The sequence below is a fragment of the Klebsiella sp. genome (assembly GCF_027492335.1).
GTDB lineage: Bacteria > Pseudomonadota > Gammaproteobacteria > Enterobacterales > Enterobacteriaceae > Klebsiella > Klebsiella huaxiensis.
Map to the genome: position 1 here is coordinate 145,521 of NZ_JAPUEW010000041.1, position 18,681 is coordinate 164,201.

Genomic DNA, 18,681 nt, shown 5'->3' on the forward strand with positions numbered 1-18,681 from the left:
CGCGTCATGGCGGGTCAAAAAACGGTAGTACGTTGGTTAGTCGCGACAGCGGTTGTCGCTACGCTAAGTGGATGTGCTTCGGTACCGGATGCTATTAAAGGCACTACCCCGACGCCGCAGCAAGATTTAGTCCGGGTGATGAACGCGCCGCAGCTTTACGTTGGTCAGGAAGCGCGGTTTGGCGGTAAGGTTGTTAGCGTACAGAATCAGCAGGGCAAAACTCGCTTAGAGATTGCCACTGTCCAACTGGACGGCGCAGCGCGTCCGGAACTGGGTGAACCTTCTCGTGGGCGTATTTTTGCCGATGTGAATGGTTTTATCGATCCGGTTGATTTTCGCGGTCAATTGGTGACCGTGGTTGGCCCGATAGTCGGCGTTGTGGACGGTAAAGTTGGCAACACGCCGTACAAATTTATGCTAATGAATGCCAGCGGTTACAAGCGCTGGAACGTCGTGCAGCAGGTGGTGATGCCGCCGCAGCCCATTGATCCCTGGATGTTTGGCCCGCGCCCGTGGGGCTACGGATACGGCGGTTGGGGCTGGTATAACCCAGGCCCTGCAGAAGTCAGAAACGTCGTAACTGAATGATTTTGTAGTTTTTATAAACAAAAAGAAACAGCGGCTGGTCCGCTGTTTCTTTGTTTTCAGTCAAATAAGAAAAATAAATAGTGACGTGCTTCGCAACCTGTAAAACGCCTAATTAATAAACTGGTACGCTGAGTTAATATAATGTTAACAAAATGTTTGTTGATCAGGGGTTGTGATGACGACGAATAATTATTTCAGAGGTGATGCAGTGAAAAAGGTTTGGCTAAACCGTTATCCCGCGGATGTTCCTGCGGAGATAAACCCTGACCGCTATCAATCCCTGGTTGAACTGTTTGAACAATCCACCACGCGCTATGCCGACCAACCGGCATTTATCAACATGGGCGAGGTGATGACTTATCGTAAGCTGGAGGAGCGCAGCCGGGCGTTCGCCGCTTATCTTCAGGAGGGCCTGGGCCTGCAAAAAGGCGACCGCGTCGCCCTGATGATGCCCAACCTGCTGCAATACCCGGTGGCGCTATTTGGTATCCTGCGCGCGGGCATGATCGTGGTGAACGTGAACCCGCTGTACACGCCGCGTGAATTGGAACATCAGCTCAATGACAGCGGCGCCGCCGCCATTGTGATTGTCTCCAACTTTGCGCATACCCTTGAAAAGGTCGTCGATAAAACCCAGGTTAAGCACGTGATTTTAACGCGCATGGGCGATCAGCTTTCAACGGCGAAAGGTACGCTGGTTAACTTCGTGGTGAAGTACATTAAACGCCTGGTGCCAAAATACCACCTGCCGGATGCTATCTCATTTCGTAGTGCGCTGCAGAACGGTTACCGTATGCAGTATATCAAGCCTGAAATCGTCCCTCAGGATCTCGCTTTCCTCCAGTACACCGGCGGGACAACCGGCGTAGCGAAGGGGGCGATGCTGACCCACCGTAATATGCTGGCGAACCTTGAGCAGGTGAACGGTACCTACGGGCCGCTGTTGCATCGTGGAAAAGAGTTGGTGGTTACCGCGTTGCCGCTGTACCACATCTTTGCGCTGACCATGAACTGCCTGCTGTTTATTGAGCTGGGCGGGCAGAATCTGCTGATCACCAATCCGCGCGATATTCCGGGTCTGGTCAAAGAGCTGGCGAAATACCCCTTCACCGCGATGACCGGGGTGAATACCCTGTTTAACGCATTGCTCAATAACAAAGAGTTCCAGCAGCTCGATTTTTCTTCTCTGCATCTTTCTGCGGGCGGCGGGATGCCGGTGCAGCAGGTGGTTGCGGAGCGCTGGGTTAAACTGACCGGGCAATATCTTCTGGAAGGCTATGGTCTGACGGAGTGTGCGCCGTTGGTGAGTGTGAATCCGCATGACATCGACTACCACAGCGGCAGTATTGGTTTGCCGGTACCCTCGACTGAAGCCAAGCTGGTCGATGACGACGATAATGAAGTCGCGCCAGGGGAACCGGGCGAGCTGTGCGTCAAAGGCCCGCAGGTGATGCTGGGATACTGGCAGCGTCCGGACGCCACGGCTGAAATCATTAAGAATGGCTGGTTGCATACCGGCGATATCGCAGTGATGGATGATGAAGGTTTTCTGCGCATTGTCGACCGTAAGAAAGATATGATCCTCGTGTCCGGTTTCAACGTCTATCCGAATGAAATTGAAGACGTGGTGATGCAGCATTCTGGCGTTCAGGAAGTTGCTGCCGTAGGCGTACCGTCAGGAAGCAGCGGTGAAGCGGTGAAAATCTTCGTGGTGAAAAAAGACGCCGCGCTGACGGAAGAGATGCTGATTACCTTTTGCCGCCGTCAACTGACCGGTTACAAAGTACCTAAGCTGGTCGAGTTTCGTGATGAATTGCCGAAATCCAACGTCGGCAAAATTTTACGTCGAGAACTACGTGACGAAGCTCGCGCTAAAGTAGACAATAAAGCCTGAAGCTATGAGTGAATCGCCAGACGCCGGCTAAGCCGGCGTTTTTTATGGGCGCAAGTTAAGAGAGTATGATGTGAACTATCAGATGATCACCACCGACGATGGCCTGCGCGCCATCTGTGAAGCGGCAAGCGCGGTCCCGGCGGTTGCGCTGGATACAGAGTTTGTCCGCACCCGCACCTATTATCCGCAGCTCGGTCTGCTCCAGTTATTCGACGGTGAACAGGTTTCTCTGATTGACCCTTTGGTTATCACCGACTGGGCGCCAATGCGTGAACTGCTGTTGAATCAAAATGTGACTAAATTTCTGCATGCTGGCAGCGAAGATTTAGAAGTGTTTCTCAACGCATTTCATCTGATGCCACAACCGCTGATCGATACGCAAATTCTGGCCGCTTTTTGCGGTCGTCCGATGTCATGGGGATTTGCTGCGATGGTTGAAGAGTATACTGGCGTAGCGCTGGACAAGAGCGAATCTCGTACCGACTGGCTGGCACGTCCGCTGACCGAACGCCAGTGCATTTATGCCGCAGCTGACGTCTGGTACCTGCTACCGATTGCCAGCAAATTGATGGCCGAGACCGAAAGCGCAGGCTGGCTCTCTGCGGCGCTGGATGAATGTCAACTGATGCAACAGCGCCGTCAGGAAATCCAGGACCCTGCACAGGCGTGGCGCGACATCGGCAATGCCTGGCAACTGCGTACCCGTCAATTGGGCTGTTTGCAACTGCTGGCTGACTGGCGTTTACGCAAAGCCCGTGAGCGCGATCTGGCCGTCAACTTTGTGGTTCGTGAAGAGCATCTGTGGAACGTGGCGCGTTATATGCCAGGCAGCCTGGGTGAGCTGGATAGCCTGGGATTATCGGGTAGTGAAATTCGCTTCCATGGCAAAACGCTGATAAGTCTCGTCGAAAAAGCGCAGGCGCTGCCGGAAGACGCGTTACCAGAGCCGCTACAGAACCTGATTGATATGCCGGGCTATCGCAAGGTGTTTAAGGACATTAAAGCGCTTGTACAGGCTGTCAGCGCCGAGAAAGGGGTCAGCGCAGAGCTGTTGGCGTCAAGACGACAGATTAACCAACTGTTGAACTGGCACTGGGGGCTGAAAAACGGCAACGGTCAACCTGAACTCGTTTCCGGCTGGCGTGGAGAATTGATGGCCGATCGTCTGAATGCATTATTAAGCGAGTATCCGCGCTAACCAGCACCAGGCTAATGTTTCAGACAAAAAAACCGGCTTCGCACAGCGTTGCCGGTTTTTTAATGACATTTTCGGGTGCTAAAGGGTCAGGGTTTCGACTCTTCGGTTTCCGGCAGAGTCACGTTCAACTCCAGAATCGAAATATCACCGTCTCTCTGCTCCAACTGTACGCTGACCATTTCCGGGTCGATCTGCACGTATTTACAAATCACTTCCAGAATATCTTTGCGCAGCTGCGGCAGATAATGCGGTTCGGCATCGCCGCGACGACGCTCTGCAACGATGATCTGCAGGCGCTCTTTCGCAATATTGGCCGTGTTCTTTTTCCGCGAGAGAAAAAAGTCGAGTAATGCCATAATTTATCCTCCGAACAGGCGTTTGAGGAAACCTTTCTTCTCTTCTTCAATGAAGCGGAAAGGACGTTCTTCTCCGAGCAGACGTTCAACCGTATCGGCATAGGCTTTACCCGCATCTGAAGCATCATCCAGAATAACCGGTTCACCCTGGTTAGATGCGCGCAGTACGGACTGATCTTCTGGAATCACGCCCACCAGATTGATGCGCAGAATTTCCAGCACGTCTTCCATGCTCAACATGTCGCCTTTGTTAACGCGGCCTGGGTTGTAACGCGTCAGCAGCAGATGCTCTTTAATCGGATCTTCGCCTCTTTCTGCCCGGCGGGATTTGGAGGCCAGAATACCGAGGATACGGTCGGAGTCACGAACGGAGGAGACTTCCGGGTTGGTGGTGATGATGGCTTCATCAGCAAAGTAGAGCGCCATCAGTGCACCGGTTTCGATGCCTGCTGGGGAATCACAGACGACAAAATCGAATTCCATCTTTTTCAGTTCTTCGAGAACTTTATCCACGCCTTCGCGTGTCAGCGCGTCTTTATCACGCGTCTGGGAAGCCGGGAGGATAAAGAGATTCTCAGTGCGCTTATCTTTGATGAGCGCCTGGTTCAACGTGGCATCACCCTGGATGACGTTAACGAAGTCATAAACGACCCGGCGCTCGCAGCCCATAATCAGGTCAAGGTTACGCAGGCCAATATCGAAGTCGATAACGACCGTTTTCTTTCCCTTCTGCGCCAAACCAGTAGCGATGGCCGCGCTGGAGGTGGTCTTGCCAACGCCTCCTTTACCCGAAGTCACAACAATAATGCGTGCCATAGAAATTCCTTGTTAAAAAGGGATTAATTCAACGATTGAATTGTCAAAGCGCTGCCGCCCAAACGCAGGCGCGCCGCTTTGCCATAAAATTCGGCCGGAATGTTATCACTCAGCCAGTATTCCCCCGCGATGGACACCAGTTCCGCCGAGAGGTTAGTGCAAAATATTTGGGCATCTCTGTCGCCGCCAGCCCCGGCAAGCGCCCGTCCCCGCATCATGCCATAGACATGAATATTACCATCGGCGATAAGTTCCGCTCCGGCACTCACATGGTTTGTAACAATTAGATCACAGTGTGGCGCATAAATGCGCTGACCGGAACGTACCGGCTGATCAATCAAACGCGTTTTTGTGATCTGATTAACAACAGGCGGCGGGGCGACAGGCTCTGGCGCAGCCTGACGGGTTATTTTTTCTTTCCCTTCGGTTAATAAAGGGATCCCGGCGCGGTCAATTTCCGTTTTCAGGCGAGGAAGTTTACACCCGCTCACACCCATAATACGCAAACCGGTGACCGCAATCGCTTCATGAAGAGCGCGCCAGTCGACGGCATCTTCAATGCTGCTAATATTCACAACCACCGGAGCATGACGTAAAAAGGCGGGAGCCTGGGCGATTTTGTCTTCTAACGCCTGACGAATAACCTCGGGATTTGCATCGTGCAAATGAACCACAGATAAGGTGAAGCTACTGCCCTTAAGTTCGATTGGCGTATTTGACATCCTGGCCTTACTCAATTTGCTGTTTATCACCCGCCGAAGTGCGGTGATATTCCGAAGACTAAAAGGCATGTTATAGTCACTCATATATTGAGGCAAGTGACCACAGGTCTAATTCCGAGTAAAACTATGTTTTGTGTGATCTATCGAAGTACTAAACGTGAGCAAACCTATTTATATGTCGAAAAAAGGGACGATTTCTCCCGCGTTCCCGACGAATTAATGCAAGGCTTCGGTACACCAAAATTGGCAATGATTCTGCCGCTTGATGGGCGGAAAAAAACCATTCACGCCGACCTGGATAAGGTGAAACAGGCCCTGATCGAACAAGGCTATTACCTGCAACTTCCCCCTCCGACTGAAAATTTACTCAAGAAACACCTGGCGGAACAGGGGAATAAATCTGATTAACCCATAGAGGGATAAAAATGTACCAACATCATAACTGGCAGGGCGCGTTACTGGATTATCCGGTGAGTAAAGTGGTTTGCGTGGGCAGCAACTATGCCAACCACATTAAGGAGATGGGCAGTGCAACGCCGGACGAGCCGGTGCTGTTTATTAAACCTGAAACGGCGCTATGCGATATCCGCCAGCCGTTGGTGCTTCCTGAAGGATTGGGTTCGGTACATCATGAAATCGAATTGGCGGTGCTGATTGGCGGCACGCTGCGTCAGGCAACCGAAGATCATGTGCTAAAAGCCATCGCGGGTTATGGCGTGGCGCTGGATCTGACTCTGCGTGACCTGCAGGGTAAATTGAAAAAAGCCGGTCAGCCGTGGGAAAAGGCGAAGGGTTTTGATAACTCCTGTCCAATCTCCGGATTTGTTCCTGCGGCAGAATTTCACGGCGACGCGCAAAACACGCCGTTGAGCCTGAAGATTAATGGTGATGTGCGCCAGCAGGGCACTACCGCTGACATGATCCATAAAATTGTGCCGCTGATTGCCTACATGTCGCGCTTCTTCACTCTGAAGGCGGGTGATGTGGTGCTGACCGGCACGCCGGAAGGCGTAGGTCCGCTAAGCAGCGGCGACGAACTGGAAGTGGGTTTCAACGGATTATTGTTGACCACCCGCGTGCTGTAACGTCCTCTTGCCGCCTTCTCCGGGCGGCAAAACTTGCATCGGCGTGCCAGACTGGTTATAAGGTGCACCCTGAATTGCAATGACGGACATCCCAATGAGCGAACAACCTTTCTGGCAACAAAAAACACTGGATGAAATGACCGACGCGGAGTGGGAATCACTGTGTGACGGCTGCGGACAGTGCTGCCTGCATAAGCTGATGGATGAGGATACCGACGAAATCTACTTTACTAACGTCGCCTGCCGTCAGCTTAATATCAAAACCTGTCAGTGCCGCAACTACGAGCGCCGCTTCGAATATGAACCGGACTGCATTAAGCTAACCCGTGACAATTTACCGACGTTTGAATGGCTGCCGCCGAGCTGTGCTTATCGCTTACTGGCTGAAGGTAAACCGCTGCCGCATTGGCACCCGTTGTTGACCGGCTCGAAGGCCGCGATGCATGGCGAACGTATCTCCGTTCGCCATATCGCCGTTAAAGAGTCCAACGTAGTGGACTGGCAAGATCACATCTTAAATAAACCGGATTGGGCGCAGTAAGGCGCTCAGTTAATTTTTCCTGGCGTGGAATAGCCCGCTTTCACCGTCGGTATCGTCTTCGACCCAGAAGTTAATATTGAACTGTGCATCATCGCTTAGCTCGATGCGATGCCAGTATTGTGGTGGGCTGGTGGCGAACTGACCGGCATTGATGATCACCTTCGCCTCTGGTTCCGTCGCCTGCTCATCGGCGAAACCGTAATAGGTTACCGTCCCCTCCATCACGCAAAGTTGACCGAAAACACCCGCAGCGGTGTTGTGGTGCGTCAGCAGAGCGGCAGGAACGTTTTGTTTGGTAAAGAACGGGGTGGAGCGTTTTACTTTCCAGTTAGCGGGAATACGCAGATGAGACATCATGAGCTCCTTAGTGAATACGAATAAGTTGCATTTAATATGCGACTTTAAGGGGCTGACGTCAACTCGCAGGCAAAAAAACGCTCCCGAAGGAGCGCCTTAGTTGTAACTGGTTTTAGCGGCCGAAGAGATCGCGCTTTTTCGGCTTGAACGGCTGAGCGATAAGCACCAGTACGCCGATAACCAGATAGGCGGCAAAGATCCCAACCAGCCACTGCGGCATTTCCAGCGTCAGGAACTCCCACTGGCGCACGGAACAGTCGCCGGTAGCGACGAATACCTGAGGCAGCCATTTATCCAGCGGCAGCCAGGTTGGGAAGCGCGCGGCAAAATCGCAGGTCTGGAAGGGGGAAGGGTGAAGCTGAATCATGGTGTGCTCCCATGCCAGCTGTAGCCCGCGTAAGGCGCTGTAGAGCCAGATAACTATCGCTATATAGCGCAGCGGTGATTTCGGGGCAATGGCGCCGATAATACCAGCACCCATCACACCGAACAACGCACTGCGTTCGTAAATACACAGCACGCACGGTTGTAGCAACATCACGTGCTGGAACCACAATGCAACCAATTCAAGAATAAACGCGGTTAGCGCCATCAGGAGCCAGGCACCGCGTCCCCTTGAGCACTGGTTTAAAAATCGCAACATAATCATTTCCCTGGAACATGCTAAATCATGGCAGTGTAAACGAAAACCGAAGCGACGCCAGCAGCTAGTCGGAAAATATTACGTAAACGAATATGGAGCACCCAAACTTGCCGTCTGGGTACTCCCGTTTTTATTTAAGCAACTGCGGCGTAATCAGCCAGCCTTGATCAAGCATCCACTGGGTGGCCGGCATTAAGGTAAACTCAACGCATGCCAGACCCACCAGGGCCAGGACGATGGTATAGGGCAGCGCCATCCACACCATTCGACCATAGGAGAGGCGAATCAGCGGGGCCAGGGCAGAAGTGAGCAGGAACAGGAATGCCGCCTGACCGTTTGGTGTGGCAACGGATGGCAGATTGGTTCCGGTATTAATCGCCACCGCCAGCAGTTCAAACTGTTGGATGCTGATGGTGCCTTGTTCCAGGGCGGCCTTCACTTCATTGATGTAGACCGTGCCAACAAACACGTTATCGGAAATCGACGACAGCAGACCGTTAAACAGATAAAACAGCGACAGCTGGGCGTGCGGCGAAGCCTGCAGGACAAATTCAATCACTGGGGCAAACAGGTGCTGATCGATAATCACTGCCACTATGGCGAAAAAGACCGTCAGCAGTGCGGTAAACGGCAGGGCCTCGGTAAACGCTTTGCCGATAGCGTGTTCATCGGTTATCCCGGAGAAGGTGGTAGCCAGAATGATCACCGAGAGGCCAATCAGGCCAACTTCAGCAAGGTGCAGCGCCAGCGCTGCGATAAGCCAGACGCCAATAATACCCTGAGCGATAAGACGCAGGCGATCCTGACGACTACGAGTCTGGCGGCTGCGATCGTCGAAATCTTGCAGCACTTTACGCACGGTGGGCGGCAGCGGTTCGCCATAGCCAAAGATACGGAACTTCTCCAGCAGTAGACAGGTAACCAGGCCGCACACGAATACCGGCAGCGTGACCGGAATCATACGCAAGAAAAACTCACCAAAATGCCAACCAGCAGCCTTAGCAATAATCAGGTTTTGCGGCTCGCCGACCATGGTCATGACGCCACCCAGCGCGGTGCCGATGCCGGCATGCATCATCAGGCTGCGCAAAAAGCCGCGAAATTGCTCCAGCACATCGCGATAGTGCTGATCGATATGGCTATCGTCGAGTAGATCGTCATCGTCCGGCCGCGCCGAAGCAACCTTATGGTAAATACCATAAAAGCCAACGGCGACGCTAATCACCACCGCCACAACGGTCAACGCGTCCAGAAAGGCGGAAAGGAAGGCGGATGCGACGCAAAACGCCAGCGACAGCAGCATTTTGCTGCGAATACCTAATAGCAAACGGGTAAAGATGAACAGCAGCAGCTGTTTCATGAAGTAGATCCCTGCCACCATAAACATCAACAGCAGCAGAACCTCAAGATTGCTGGCAATTTCTTCCCTGATATGTCCCGGACTGGTCATACCAATAACTACGGCTTCAATGGCCAACAGGCCGCCCGGCAGCAGCGGATAACATTTGAGAGCCATCGCCAGAGTGAAGATAAACTCGATAACCAGCAACCATCCGGCAATAAATGGATGAAGAAAAAACACTAACGGATTAACAATTAAGAAAATAATGAGGGTGAGCTTATACCAGTCCGGGGACTGACCAAGAAAATTACGCCATAGTGCGCGACCATAAGACATTTCCACGACAGACATCCTTTCTCCGCCAAATTTGAAACATGATTTTATACGTGACTATTCGCAAGATTACCAGTTGCGCAAAACGGGATGCAACTTTCTTCGCATCACGTTCTTTAGAATAGAGAAAGTGTGAAATGAAAAGTCGAAAATGAAACGGCGATCCCTTTTTAATTACTTTCTGGCGCTATCTGCTCTATAGAGGCTCTGGTATGATGAGTCCAATTGCAACGCTGTGTAATGGAAATCTTATTATGGTCATTAAGGCGCAAAGCCCGGCGGGTTTCGCTGAAGAGTACATCATTGAAAGTATCTGGAATAACCGTTTTCCTCCCGGCACGATCCTTCCCGCCGAACGTGAACTTTCTGAACTGATTGGTGTGACCCGTACAACCTTACGTGAAGTGTTGCAACGTCTGGCACGCGATGGCTGGTTGACCATTCAGCATGGCAAACCTACGAAGGTGAATAATTTCTGGGAAACTTCAGGGCTTAATATTCTTGAAACTCTGGCGCGCCTCGATCATGACAGCGTGCCGCAGCTGATTGATAATCTGCTGTCGGTTCGCACCAATATTTCAACTATCTTCATTCGTACCGCTTTCCGTCAACATCCGGACAAAGCGCTGGAAGTGCTGGCTCGGGCGCGCGAAATCGAAGATCATGCCGATGCCTTTGCTGAGCTGGATTACAATGTTTTCCGCGGTTTGGCTTTTGCTTCAGGCAACCCGATTTATGGCCTGATTATCAATGGGATGAAGGGGTTGTATACCCGAATTGGCCGCCATTACTTTGCTAATCCAGAAGCGCGTAGCCTGGCGCTTGGCTTCTATCACCAGTTGGCAAAGGTGTGTGAAGAGGGCCGACATGAACAGGTTTATGAAATCGTGCGTCGCTACGGGCATGACAGCGGTGAGATTTGGCACCGTATGCAGAAAAACCTGCCGGGCGACTTAGCCATGAATATGCGTTAAGCAAGACCATATGATAAAAAACGCCCGGCGAGAAACCGGGCGTTTTGCTTTCAAGGTTATAGCGGATTTTGCCGCGGCGGAGTGCGTTCGAGCAATTCAACGCTGCCATCGGCATTTTGTTGTTCCAGCAGAACGTCAAATCCCCACAGCCGGTGCACATGCTTGAGGACCTCACGGCGTCCTTTATCCAGCGGCACGCGGTTATGCGGCACATAGCGCAGAGTTAACGAGCGGTCGCCGCGCAGATCGACGTTCCACACCTGAATATTCGGCTCAAGGTTGCTCAGGTTGTACTGTGCTGAAAGCTTCGCGCGAATCTCACGATAACCCTCTTCATTATGAATGGCTGAAATTTCCAGGTAGTTATTGTGATCATCATCCAGCACGGTAAAGAAGCGGAAATCACGCATGATTTTCGGCGATAAGAACTGACTAATAAAACTCTCATCCTTGAAATCGCGCATCGCAAAGTGCAGGGTTTCTAACCAATCGGAACCGGCAATATCCGGGAACCAATATTTATCCTCTTCCGTCGGCGACTGACAAATACGTTTAATATCCTGGAACATCGCAAAACCCAGCGCATACGGGTTAATCCCGCTGTACCACTGGCTATTGTAAGGCGGCTGGAACACGACATTGGTGTGGCTGTGCAGAAACTCCAGCATAAAGCGCTCCGTCACTTTTCCTTCATCATAAAGATGATTAAGGATGGTATAGTGCCAGAACGTTGCCCAGCCTTCGTTCATGACTTGCGTCTGCTTCTGCGGATAAAAGTACTGGCTGACTTTGCGCACGATGCGCAGAATTTCACGTTGCCACGGTTCCAGCAGCGGCGCGTTTTTCTCCATGAAATAGAGCAGGTTTTCCTGTGGCTCGGAAGGATAGCGGCGCGCGGCTTCAATGGTTTTTTCCTCTTCGCGCTTCGGCAGGGTGCGCCACAGCATATTCACCTGACTCTGCAGATACTCCTCACGGCTTTTCTGCCGAGCCTTCTCCTCCTGGAGGGAGATTTTCTGTGGGCGTTTGTAGCGGTCAACGCCATAGTTCATTAACGCATGACAGGAGTCGAGCAGCTTTTCGACTTCATCAACGCCGTAGCGCTCTTCACATTCTGTGATGTATTTACGCGCAAAGATCAGATAGTCAATGATCGAGCTGGCATCGGTCCAACTGCGGAATAGATAGTTGTTTTTGAAGAACGAGTTATGTCCGTAACAGGCGTGCGCCATCACCAGTGCCTGCATGGTAATGGTGTTCTCTTCCATCAAATACGCGATGCAGGGGTTGGAGTTAATGACGATTTCATAGGCCAGACCTTGCTGACCATGTTTGTAGGCTTGCTCGGTCTCGATGAATTTTTTACCGAACGACCAGTGCGGGTAGTTAATCGGCATGCCGACGCTGGAGTAAGCATCCATCATCTGCTCGGAAGTAATGACTTCGATTTGGTGCGGATAGGTGTCAAGACGATACAGCTTCGCTACCCGATCGACTTCTGCCAGATAGGTCTCCAGCAGCTCAAAAGTCCAGTCGGGTCCATCGCTTAAACGGGTTGTGTCCTTGTTCATGGAATCAATCGTAGCCATTAGCGCGCCCTCGTTGTTGATGGTTCTCTCTGTACGGAAAACCTCATAACAAGCATAGAACACGGTGCTACAAACTGCGTCCGCCAGCAATTTCTTTTCTTCGCGATTTCACAATCTTAAAGGCGATATTCATCCCTTTAATCAGAACTTTATTCTGCTGAAAAATGAAGCGTAGCAGGAGATAGTAAAACATTGGTGTCAGGTATCATGCGGTGTCGTGTGAGATAAGTCACCATAAATAAAGCGTATGTTGAATAATATTTTCATCTGAGTTATCAATTTGTAATCAGATGATTGTTCTTTAACTATTACGGAGTCGCTATGCGAATCGTCATACTGGGAAGTGGGGTGGTTGGGGTCGCGAGTGCATGGTATTTAAGCCAGGCAGGACATCAGGTAACGGTTATCGACCGCCAACCGGGTCCCGCTGAAGAGACCAGTGCTGCTAACGCCGGACAGATCTCTCCGGGCTATGCCGCACCGTGGGCGGCACCAGGCGTGCCGCTGAAGGCGATTAAATGGATGTTCCAGAAACATGCCCCTCTGGCCATCGGTCTGGATGGCACCCAGTTCCAGCTGAAATGGATGTGGCAGATGCTGCGCAACTGTGACACTCGCCACTACATGGAAAATAAAGGGCGCATGGTACGGCTGGCGGAATATAGTCGCGACTGCCTGAAAGCGCTGCGCGAAAGCACCGGAATCCAGTATGAAGGCCGTCAGGGCGGCACTCTCCAGCTTTTTCGTACCGACAAACAGTTCGAAAATGCCACCCGTGATATCGCGGTACTGCAGGATGCGGGGGTGCCTTATCAACTGCTGGAAGCGAATCGACTGCTGGAAGTTGAACCGGCACTGGCTGAAGTGAGCCACAAGCTGACCGGTGGCCTGCGTTTGCCCAATGATGAAACCGGTGATTGCCAGCTTTTCACCACTCGTCTTGCGGCGATGGCGGAACAGGCCGGGGTGACTTTCCGCTTTAATACTTCAGTGAATGCGCTGCTATATGAAGGTGAGCAGATCTCCGGCGTGAAGTGCGGAGCTGAAATCATCAAAGCTGACGCTTACGTCATGGCTATGGGTTCATATTCAACGGCGATGCTGAAAGGGCTGGTGGATATTCCGGTTTATCCGCTGAAAGGCTATTCACTAACGATTCCGATTGCCCATGAAGACGGCGCGCCGGTATCGACTATCCTTGATGAAACTTACAAAATCGCCATCACCCGCTTCGATAATCGAATTCGCGTCGGCGGGATGGCGGAGATTGTCGGTTTTAATAAAGAACTGTTGCAGCCCAGGCGTGAAACGCTGGAGATGGTGGTACGCGATCTGTTCCCACGCGGTGGACACATTGAACAAGCGGCATTCTGGACTGGGCTGCGCCCAATGACCCCAGATGGTACGCCAGTGGTCGGCCGCACAGCGTATAAAAATCTGTGGTTGAACACCGGGCACGGTACTTTGGGCTGGACGATGGCTTGCGGTTCCGGACAGTTGATTAGCGATCTGATTTCCGGGCGTACTCCGGCGATCCCGTATGATGATCTTGCCGTTGCCCGCTACGGCCGTGGTTTTATCCCGACTCGCGCTCAACATCTGCACGGTGTTCACAATTAACAAGGAGCTTTCATGTCCCGTCCAGTCAAGGCCAGCATTGATATGTCAGCCTTACGACAAAATCAGCAAATTGTTCGCCGCGCGGCACCCGACTCGCGCCTGTGGGCGGTCGTTAAAGCTAATGCATATGGCCACGGTCTGGCGAGGGTCTGGAATGCGCTAAGCGCGGCAGACGGTTTCGCCATGTTAAATCTGGAAGAGGCGATCCTGCTGCGTGAACTGGGCTGGAAAGGGCCGATACTGATGCTGGAGGGTTTCTTCCATGCTGATGAACTGGCGCTGTTTGATAAATACCGCCTGACGACCAGTGTGCACAGTAACTGGCAAATAAAAGCGCTACAGCAAGCAAAACTCCACGCGCCGCTTGATATTTACGTCAAGGTTAATAGCGGGATGAATCGGCTGGGCTTTATGCCGGACCGTCTGCAAATCGTCTGGCAGCAGCTACGAGCGCTCGCTAACGTCAGTGAAATGACGCTGATGTCGCACTTTGCCGAAGCGGAAAATCCGCATGGAATTGTGGAGCCGATGCGGCGCATTGAGCAGGCTGCCGAAGGGCTGGATTGCCCGCGATCGCTGGCTAACTCAGCGGCAACCCTGTGGCATCCGGAGTCGCATTTTAACTGGGTCAGACCGGGGATTGTACTCTATGGCGCTTCGCCTTCCGGTCTGTGGCAGGATGTGGCTAATACCGGGCTGAAGCCGGTGATGACGTTAAGCAGCGAGATTATCGGCGTGCAGAATCTGAAACCCGGTGAAGCGGTGGGATATGGCGGCATTTACAGGACTACGCAGGAGCAGCGAATTGGCATCGTGGCCTGCGGATATGCCGATGGTTATCCCCGCTTGGCGCCGAGCGGTACGCCAGTGCTGGTTGACGGCATACGCACGACGACGGTAGGGCGAATATCGATGGATATGCTGGCGGTGGATTTAACCCCTTGCCCGCAGGCGGGGATTGGCACACCGGTCGAACTATGGGGTAAAGAGATTAAAATTGACGATGTCGCTGCGAGCAGCGGCACCGTCGGTTATGAACTCATGTGCGCTCTTGCGCCGCGAGTGCCGGTTGTGACGCTGTAACTTAATGTGAGGCGGATCACTCCGCTTCATCTTCTGCCATCCGAACGCCGACTCTCAGGACGTGATCTTCCTCTTTTTCCGCCACCGTCCACACCATCCCGGCAAACTCCACCTGATCGCCGACAACCGGTGCTGCGCCTAATAGATGCTGGACAACGTCGCCTAGCGACTGCTGCTGGTCGCGGAACTCTTCTCCGCCGTCAATGCCGTAAATCTGCGCCACATCGGCGAACTTCGCGTTGGCATCAAGAATGAAATCGCCGAAGAAACGCTGATCGAGCGCCACCGGCGGTGACTGGCTAAACATTTTACCCAGTGCGGGTAGATCGCGCTCGCGACCGATTACGCAGAGAATGTCGCCTTCCAGCAGGCGCGTGCTGCCGGTGGGGTGCAGCAGAACGTTATCGCGAAACAATGCCGCAATGCGCGTTTCTGGTGGCATGTGCAGATCGCGCAAGGCCGCACCAATGCACCACTTCTCAGCGCTGAGCTGATAGACGAACTGTTCCCACGGATTCTCCGGGTGAATATCCAGCCCGACGCGGGAGATAGGCGAACCAATCGGTGGCACCACCACTTTGGCCTTTTTCGCCGCCCACGATAGCGATGTTCCCTGCAACAGCAGCGATACCAACACCACGAAGAAGGCCACGTTGAAGAACAAGCGCGCGTTCTCCAGTCCTGCCATCATCGGGAAGACGGCGAGAATAATCGGCACCGCGCCACGCAGGCCGACCCAGCTGATGAAAATGCGCTCGCGCAGATTAAAACCGCGAAATGGCAGCAGGCCGGCAAACACCGACAGCGGTCGAGCGATAAAAATCATCCACATCGACAGGATCAGCGCCGGGATGGCAATAGGCCAGAGGTCGGACGGCGTCACCAGCAGACCGAGCACAAGGAACATGGCGATTTGCGCCAGCCACGCCAGGCCATCAAAGTTTTGCAGAATGCCGTGGCGGTTACGAATCGGTCGGTTGCCCAGCAGGAAGCCGCACAGATACACTGCGAGGATGCCGCTGCCGTCCAGCGAGGTGGTCGCGGCAAAAATCATGATCCCGCCGCTCAGCGCCAGCAGAGGGTAAAGACCGGTAGGCAGCACAATGCGGTTTATCATCTGTAGCAGCAGATAGCCACCGCCGAGACCAATGGCAATGCCCAGTCCGAACTGCTGCACGATATGCACCACGAATATCCAGCTCAGGCCGGTTTCGTGCTGCTGAATCATTTCGATAAGAGTAATGGTCAGGAACACCGCCATCGGATCGTTGCTGCCGGACTCTATCTCCAGCGTGGAGCCGACACGTTCGTTCAGGCCTTTGCCACCAAGCAGCGAGAATACCGCAGCCGCATCGGTGGAGCCGACGATTGCGCCGATCAGCATTCCCTCAATCAGATTGAGGTTGAATAGCCAGGCTGCCATCAGACCGGTCAGGGCGGAGGTTATCAATACCCCCACCGTGGCGAGCGAAAGCGCGGGCCACAGCGCGACGCGAAAGGAGCTGGCCTGGGTGCGCATCCCGCCATCCAGCAGAATCACCGCCAGCGCCAGGTTGCTCACCATATAGGCGAAAGGATAGTTGTCAAACGGGATGCCGCCGATACCGTCAACGCCTGCCAGCATCCCAATAGCTAAGAAGATAACCAGAATGGGGATGCCGAGGCGTGAGGAAAAGGAACTTAATAAGATGCTACAGGTTACTAAAACAGAACCCAGAATAAACAGACTAATGACCGCAGCGGCGTCCAATGTTGACGTACTCCTTACTGGCGTGAAGATTAATTAAAAACTACACCATTTTAACAATCCGACGCTTGTCAGGATATGCGTTAGAGGAATTTTTATTCGACCAGCACTGGATGCCCGCTAATGGTTAACGTGGTGATGGACGCGTTGTTCACTAACAGCGCCCGCGCACCAAGCGGTAGGGTCACGGTACGCTGTTCATGGCCGAAATCCAGACCGCTGATTACAGGGATGTTAAGCTGCGCGCGAAGGTAGTCGTATACCATCGGCAGGTCATATCCGGCGTCGTAGTCATTGGTATTAGCTTCGGTAAAACTGCCGAGAATAATCGCCCGCTGGCGCGCCAGAATGCCGCTATTGAGCAACTGCAACAGCATTCGTTCGACGCGGAACGGATGCTCGTTAATGTCCTCCAGGACCAGAATGCCGTCGCTAATTTGCGGTAGCCACGGCGTACCGATAAGCGAGGTCAGCATCGCCAGATTACCGCCCCACAGGGTGCCGTCGGCGCGACAGCTCGGCCCGTCTCCGTGCCATTCGAGAGTAAACGCCGGATTATGCAACGCCTGCCAGAAATGATGATCGGTAAATTCATTAAGCGTTTCAGCGCCAAAGTTTCCGGCCAGCATCGGGCCGCTAAAAGTGATTATGCTACCCTTTGCCAGCAGGCCCATTTGAATGGCGGTGAAATCGCTATGGCCGCAAATAAGTAGAGGATCCTGCAGCTGGCGAGCGACCAGCGCCGGCCAGTCAATGTGCGGCAGCAGACGAGTCGCGCCGTAGCCACCGCGTACCGCCAGCACGATGCGGTTTTTGCCGTCAAGAGAGGCGAGCTGGTTGATATCGGCAAGGCGTTCACTCTCAGTTCCGGCGAAACGCAGCGCCCGGCGAGGGATAACCTCTTCGTGCATGACCTGATGTCCGGCCTCCTGCAGACGTTGAACGCCGCGGTTCGCCGCCTCCTGGTTGATGCAATAACCGGAAGGGGCGATGAGATAAAACTGAGACATGACAATTCCTTGCTAAGAATGAAAGGGTTATCATGCCGCCTGGAGCGTTTATTGTCATCTTCAGGCGGCAAACTTCAGCCAATAAGGATAGATGTGTGAAATTAAGATGGTGTGTTTTTTTAGTGGTCTTGTTGGCCGGTTGTAGCTCGAAACATGATTATCGTAATCCGCCGTGGAACGCGGAAGTCCCGGTTAAGCGGGCGATGCAGTGGATGCCAATCAGTGAAAAAGCCGGTGCGGCGTGGGGTGTTGACCCGCAACTGATTACCGCAATCATCGCCATTGAATCCGGTGGCAACCCGACGGTTATCAGTAAATCCGGTGCGGTTGGCCTGATGCAACTTAAACCTTCGACATCCGGTCGCGACGTCTACCGGCGCATGGGCTGGAGCGGCGATCCTTCGGTGAGCGAGCTGAAAAATCCTGAACGCAATATTTCCATGGGAGCCGCCTATCTGAGCATCCTTGAAAACGGTCCGCTGGCCGGTATTAAGGACCCGCAGGTAATGCGCTATGCGGTGGTGGTCTCCTACGCCAACGGCGCGGGCGCGCTGTTAAGGACATTCTCGTCTAATCGACAGGATGCGATTGAAGAGATTAACGATATGGACGCTGATGACTTCTTTGAGCACGTAGTGAAGAAGCACCCGGCCCCGCAGGCTCCGCGCTATATCTGGAAGCTACAGAAAGCGCTGGATGCGATGTAATACATCCTCTCACCCCGCAGGTATTGCGTCCTGCGGGGTAAACGCTTCAGGCAACCTAATCCTCTGTGCGAAGCGA

At 53.0% G+C, this 18,681-nt stretch carries 19 protein-coding genes; 10 read left to right on the top strand and 9 right to left on the bottom strand.

The window, feature by feature from the left end; genetic code table 11:
- The first annotated feature begins 6 nt into the window (after nucleotides 1–6).
- From QVF11_RS11510 to rnd, 3 genes are all read left to right on the top strand, one after another.
- The gene (locus QVF11_RS11510) at nucleotides 7–588 is read left to right on the top strand and encodes a Slp family lipoprotein (protein WP_112213326.1); all 582 of its coding nucleotides are present in this window, start codon (nucleotides 7–9) and stop codon (nucleotides 586–588) included.
- A gap of 208 nt (nucleotides 589–796) precedes the next feature.
- Nucleotides 797–2,482, top strand: coding sequence for a long-chain-fatty-acid--CoA ligase FadD (fadD, locus tag QVF11_RS11515; RefSeq protein ID WP_110274249.1), 1,686 nt, complete (start codon nucleotides 797–799; stop codon nucleotides 2,480–2,482).
- Nucleotides 2,483–2,564: 82 nt separating this feature from the next.
- A complete protein-coding gene (rnd, locus tag QVF11_RS11520; RefSeq protein WP_185930845.1) occupies nucleotides 2,565–3,680 on the top strand; it encodes a ribonuclease D in 1,116 nt (371 codons plus the stop codon).
- 86 nt (nucleotides 3,681–3,766) lie between these two features.
- Here the strand turns inward: rnd and minE are convergent, their stop codons facing one another.
- Genes minE through minC form a run of 3 tightly spaced genes read right to left on the bottom strand, consistent with a single transcriptional unit; the run spans nucleotide 3,767 to nucleotide 5,574 of the window.
- On the bottom strand, nucleotides 3,767–4,036 hold the full coding sequence (gene minE / locus QVF11_RS11525; RefSeq protein ID WP_004103270.1) for a cell division topological specificity factor MinE: 270 nt from the start codon (nucleotides 4,034–4,036) through the stop codon (nucleotides 3,767–3,769).
- Between the two features lie 3 nt (nucleotides 4,037–4,039).
- Nucleotides 4,040–4,852 carry a septum site-determining protein MinD gene (minD, locus tag QVF11_RS11530; protein WP_110274247.1) on the bottom strand — a complete coding sequence of 271 codons (813 nt, stop codon included), beginning with the start codon at nucleotides 4,850–4,852 and terminating at the stop codon, nucleotides 4,040–4,042.
- Nucleotides 4,853–4,875: 23 nt separating this feature from the next.
- Nucleotides 4,876–5,574, bottom strand: coding sequence for a septum site-determining protein MinC (minC, locus tag QVF11_RS11535; protein ID WP_181486394.1), 699 nt, complete (start codon nucleotides 5,572–5,574; stop codon nucleotides 4,876–4,878).
- Nucleotides 5,575–5,700: 126 nt separating this feature from the next.
- Here minC and QVF11_RS11540 point away from each other — a divergent pair, with 126 nt between their 5' ends.
- The 3 genes from QVF11_RS11540 to QVF11_RS11550 all read left to right on the top strand — a co-directional run bounded on the left by QVF11_RS11540 (nucleotide 5,701) and on the right by QVF11_RS11550 (nucleotide 7,200).
- A complete protein-coding gene (locus tag QVF11_RS11540; RefSeq protein ID WP_142514153.1) occupies nucleotides 5,701–5,982 on the top strand; it encodes a YcgL domain-containing protein in 282 nt (93 codons plus the stop codon).
- 17 nt (nucleotides 5,983–5,999) lie between these two features.
- Nucleotides 6,000–6,659, top strand: coding sequence for a fumarylacetoacetate hydrolase family protein (locus QVF11_RS11545; RefSeq protein ID WP_112213331.1), 660 nt, complete (start codon nucleotides 6,000–6,002; stop codon nucleotides 6,657–6,659).
- A gap of 94 nt (nucleotides 6,660–6,753) precedes the next feature.
- Entirely contained in the window at nucleotides 6,754–7,200 is a 447-nt protein-coding gene (locus QVF11_RS11550; protein WP_142670527.1) for a YcgN family cysteine cluster protein, read from the top strand.
- Nucleotides 7,201–7,209: 9 nt separating this feature from the next.
- On the opposite strand, the gene QVF11_RS11555 is transcribed toward QVF11_RS11550, so the two are convergent.
- The 3 genes from QVF11_RS11555 to nhaB all read right to left on the bottom strand — a co-directional run bounded on the left by QVF11_RS11555 (nucleotide 7,210) and on the right by nhaB (nucleotide 9,884).
- On the bottom strand, nucleotides 7,210–7,554 hold the full coding sequence (locus QVF11_RS11555; RefSeq protein ID WP_112213333.1) for a TehB-like domain-containing protein: 345 nt from the start codon (nucleotides 7,552–7,554) through the stop codon (nucleotides 7,210–7,212).
- A gap of 115 nt (nucleotides 7,555–7,669) precedes the next feature.
- Nucleotides 7,670–8,200, bottom strand: coding sequence for a disulfide bond formation protein DsbB (gene dsbB, locus QVF11_RS11560; protein WP_287857020.1), 531 nt, complete (start codon nucleotides 8,198–8,200; stop codon nucleotides 7,670–7,672).
- A 130-nt stretch (nucleotides 8,201–8,330) separates the two neighbouring features.
- Nucleotides 8,331–9,884: a sodium/proton antiporter NhaB gene (nhaB, locus tag QVF11_RS11565; protein ID WP_112213498.1), complete on the bottom strand. Its 1,554-nt coding sequence runs from the start codon at nucleotides 9,882–9,884 to the stop codon at nucleotides 8,331–8,333.
- A 245-nt stretch (nucleotides 9,885–10,129) separates the two neighbouring features.
- Between nhaB and fadR the strand changes: the two genes are divergently transcribed.
- Complete coding sequence (gene fadR, locus QVF11_RS11570; RefSeq protein WP_287857087.1) at nucleotides 10,130–10,849, top strand: fatty acid metabolism transcriptional regulator FadR; 720 nt, start codon at nucleotides 10,130–10,132, stop codon at nucleotides 10,847–10,849.
- A 56-nt stretch (nucleotides 10,850–10,905) separates the two neighbouring features.
- Here fadR and QVF11_RS11575 read toward each other — a convergent pair whose 3' ends face one another.
- On the bottom strand, nucleotides 10,906–12,438 hold the full coding sequence (locus QVF11_RS11575; RefSeq protein WP_110274239.1) for a SpoVR family protein: 1,533 nt from the start codon (nucleotides 12,436–12,438) through the stop codon (nucleotides 10,906–10,908).
- A gap of 321 nt (nucleotides 12,439–12,759) precedes the next feature.
- Here QVF11_RS11575 and QVF11_RS11580 point away from each other — a divergent pair, with 321 nt between their 5' ends.
- Both QVF11_RS11580 and dadX read left to right on the top strand, forming a co-directional pair.
- Complete coding sequence (locus QVF11_RS11580) at nucleotides 12,760–14,058, top strand: D-amino acid dehydrogenase (RefSeq protein WP_287857021.1); 1,299 nt, start codon at nucleotides 12,760–12,762, stop codon at nucleotides 14,056–14,058.
- A 12-nt stretch (nucleotides 14,059–14,070) separates the two neighbouring features.
- On the top strand, nucleotides 14,071–15,141 hold the full coding sequence (dadX, locus tag QVF11_RS11585) for a catabolic alanine racemase DadX (protein WP_112213337.1): 1,071 nt from the start codon (nucleotides 14,071–14,073) through the stop codon (nucleotides 15,139–15,141).
- A gap of 16 nt (nucleotides 15,142–15,157) precedes the next feature.
- On the opposite strand, the gene QVF11_RS11590 is transcribed toward dadX, so the two are convergent.
- Nucleotides 15,158–16,891, bottom strand: a complete 1,734-nt coding sequence (locus tag QVF11_RS11590; protein ID WP_112213338.1) for a potassium/proton antiporter — start codon at nucleotides 16,889–16,891, stop codon at nucleotides 15,158–15,160.
- 92 nt (nucleotides 16,892–16,983) lie between these two features.
- On the bottom strand, nucleotides 16,984–17,898 hold the full coding sequence (gene ldcA / locus QVF11_RS11595) for a muramoyltetrapeptide carboxypeptidase (protein ID WP_112213339.1): 915 nt from the start codon (nucleotides 17,896–17,898) through the stop codon (nucleotides 16,984–16,986).
- A 95-nt stretch (nucleotides 17,899–17,993) separates the two neighbouring features.
- Between ldcA and emtA the strand changes: the two genes are divergently transcribed.
- A complete protein-coding gene (emtA, locus tag QVF11_RS11600; RefSeq protein WP_287857022.1) occupies nucleotides 17,994–18,605 on the top strand; it encodes a membrane-bound lytic murein transglycosylase EmtA in 612 nt (203 codons plus the stop codon).
- Nucleotides 18,606–18,681: the final 76 nt, after the last annotated feature.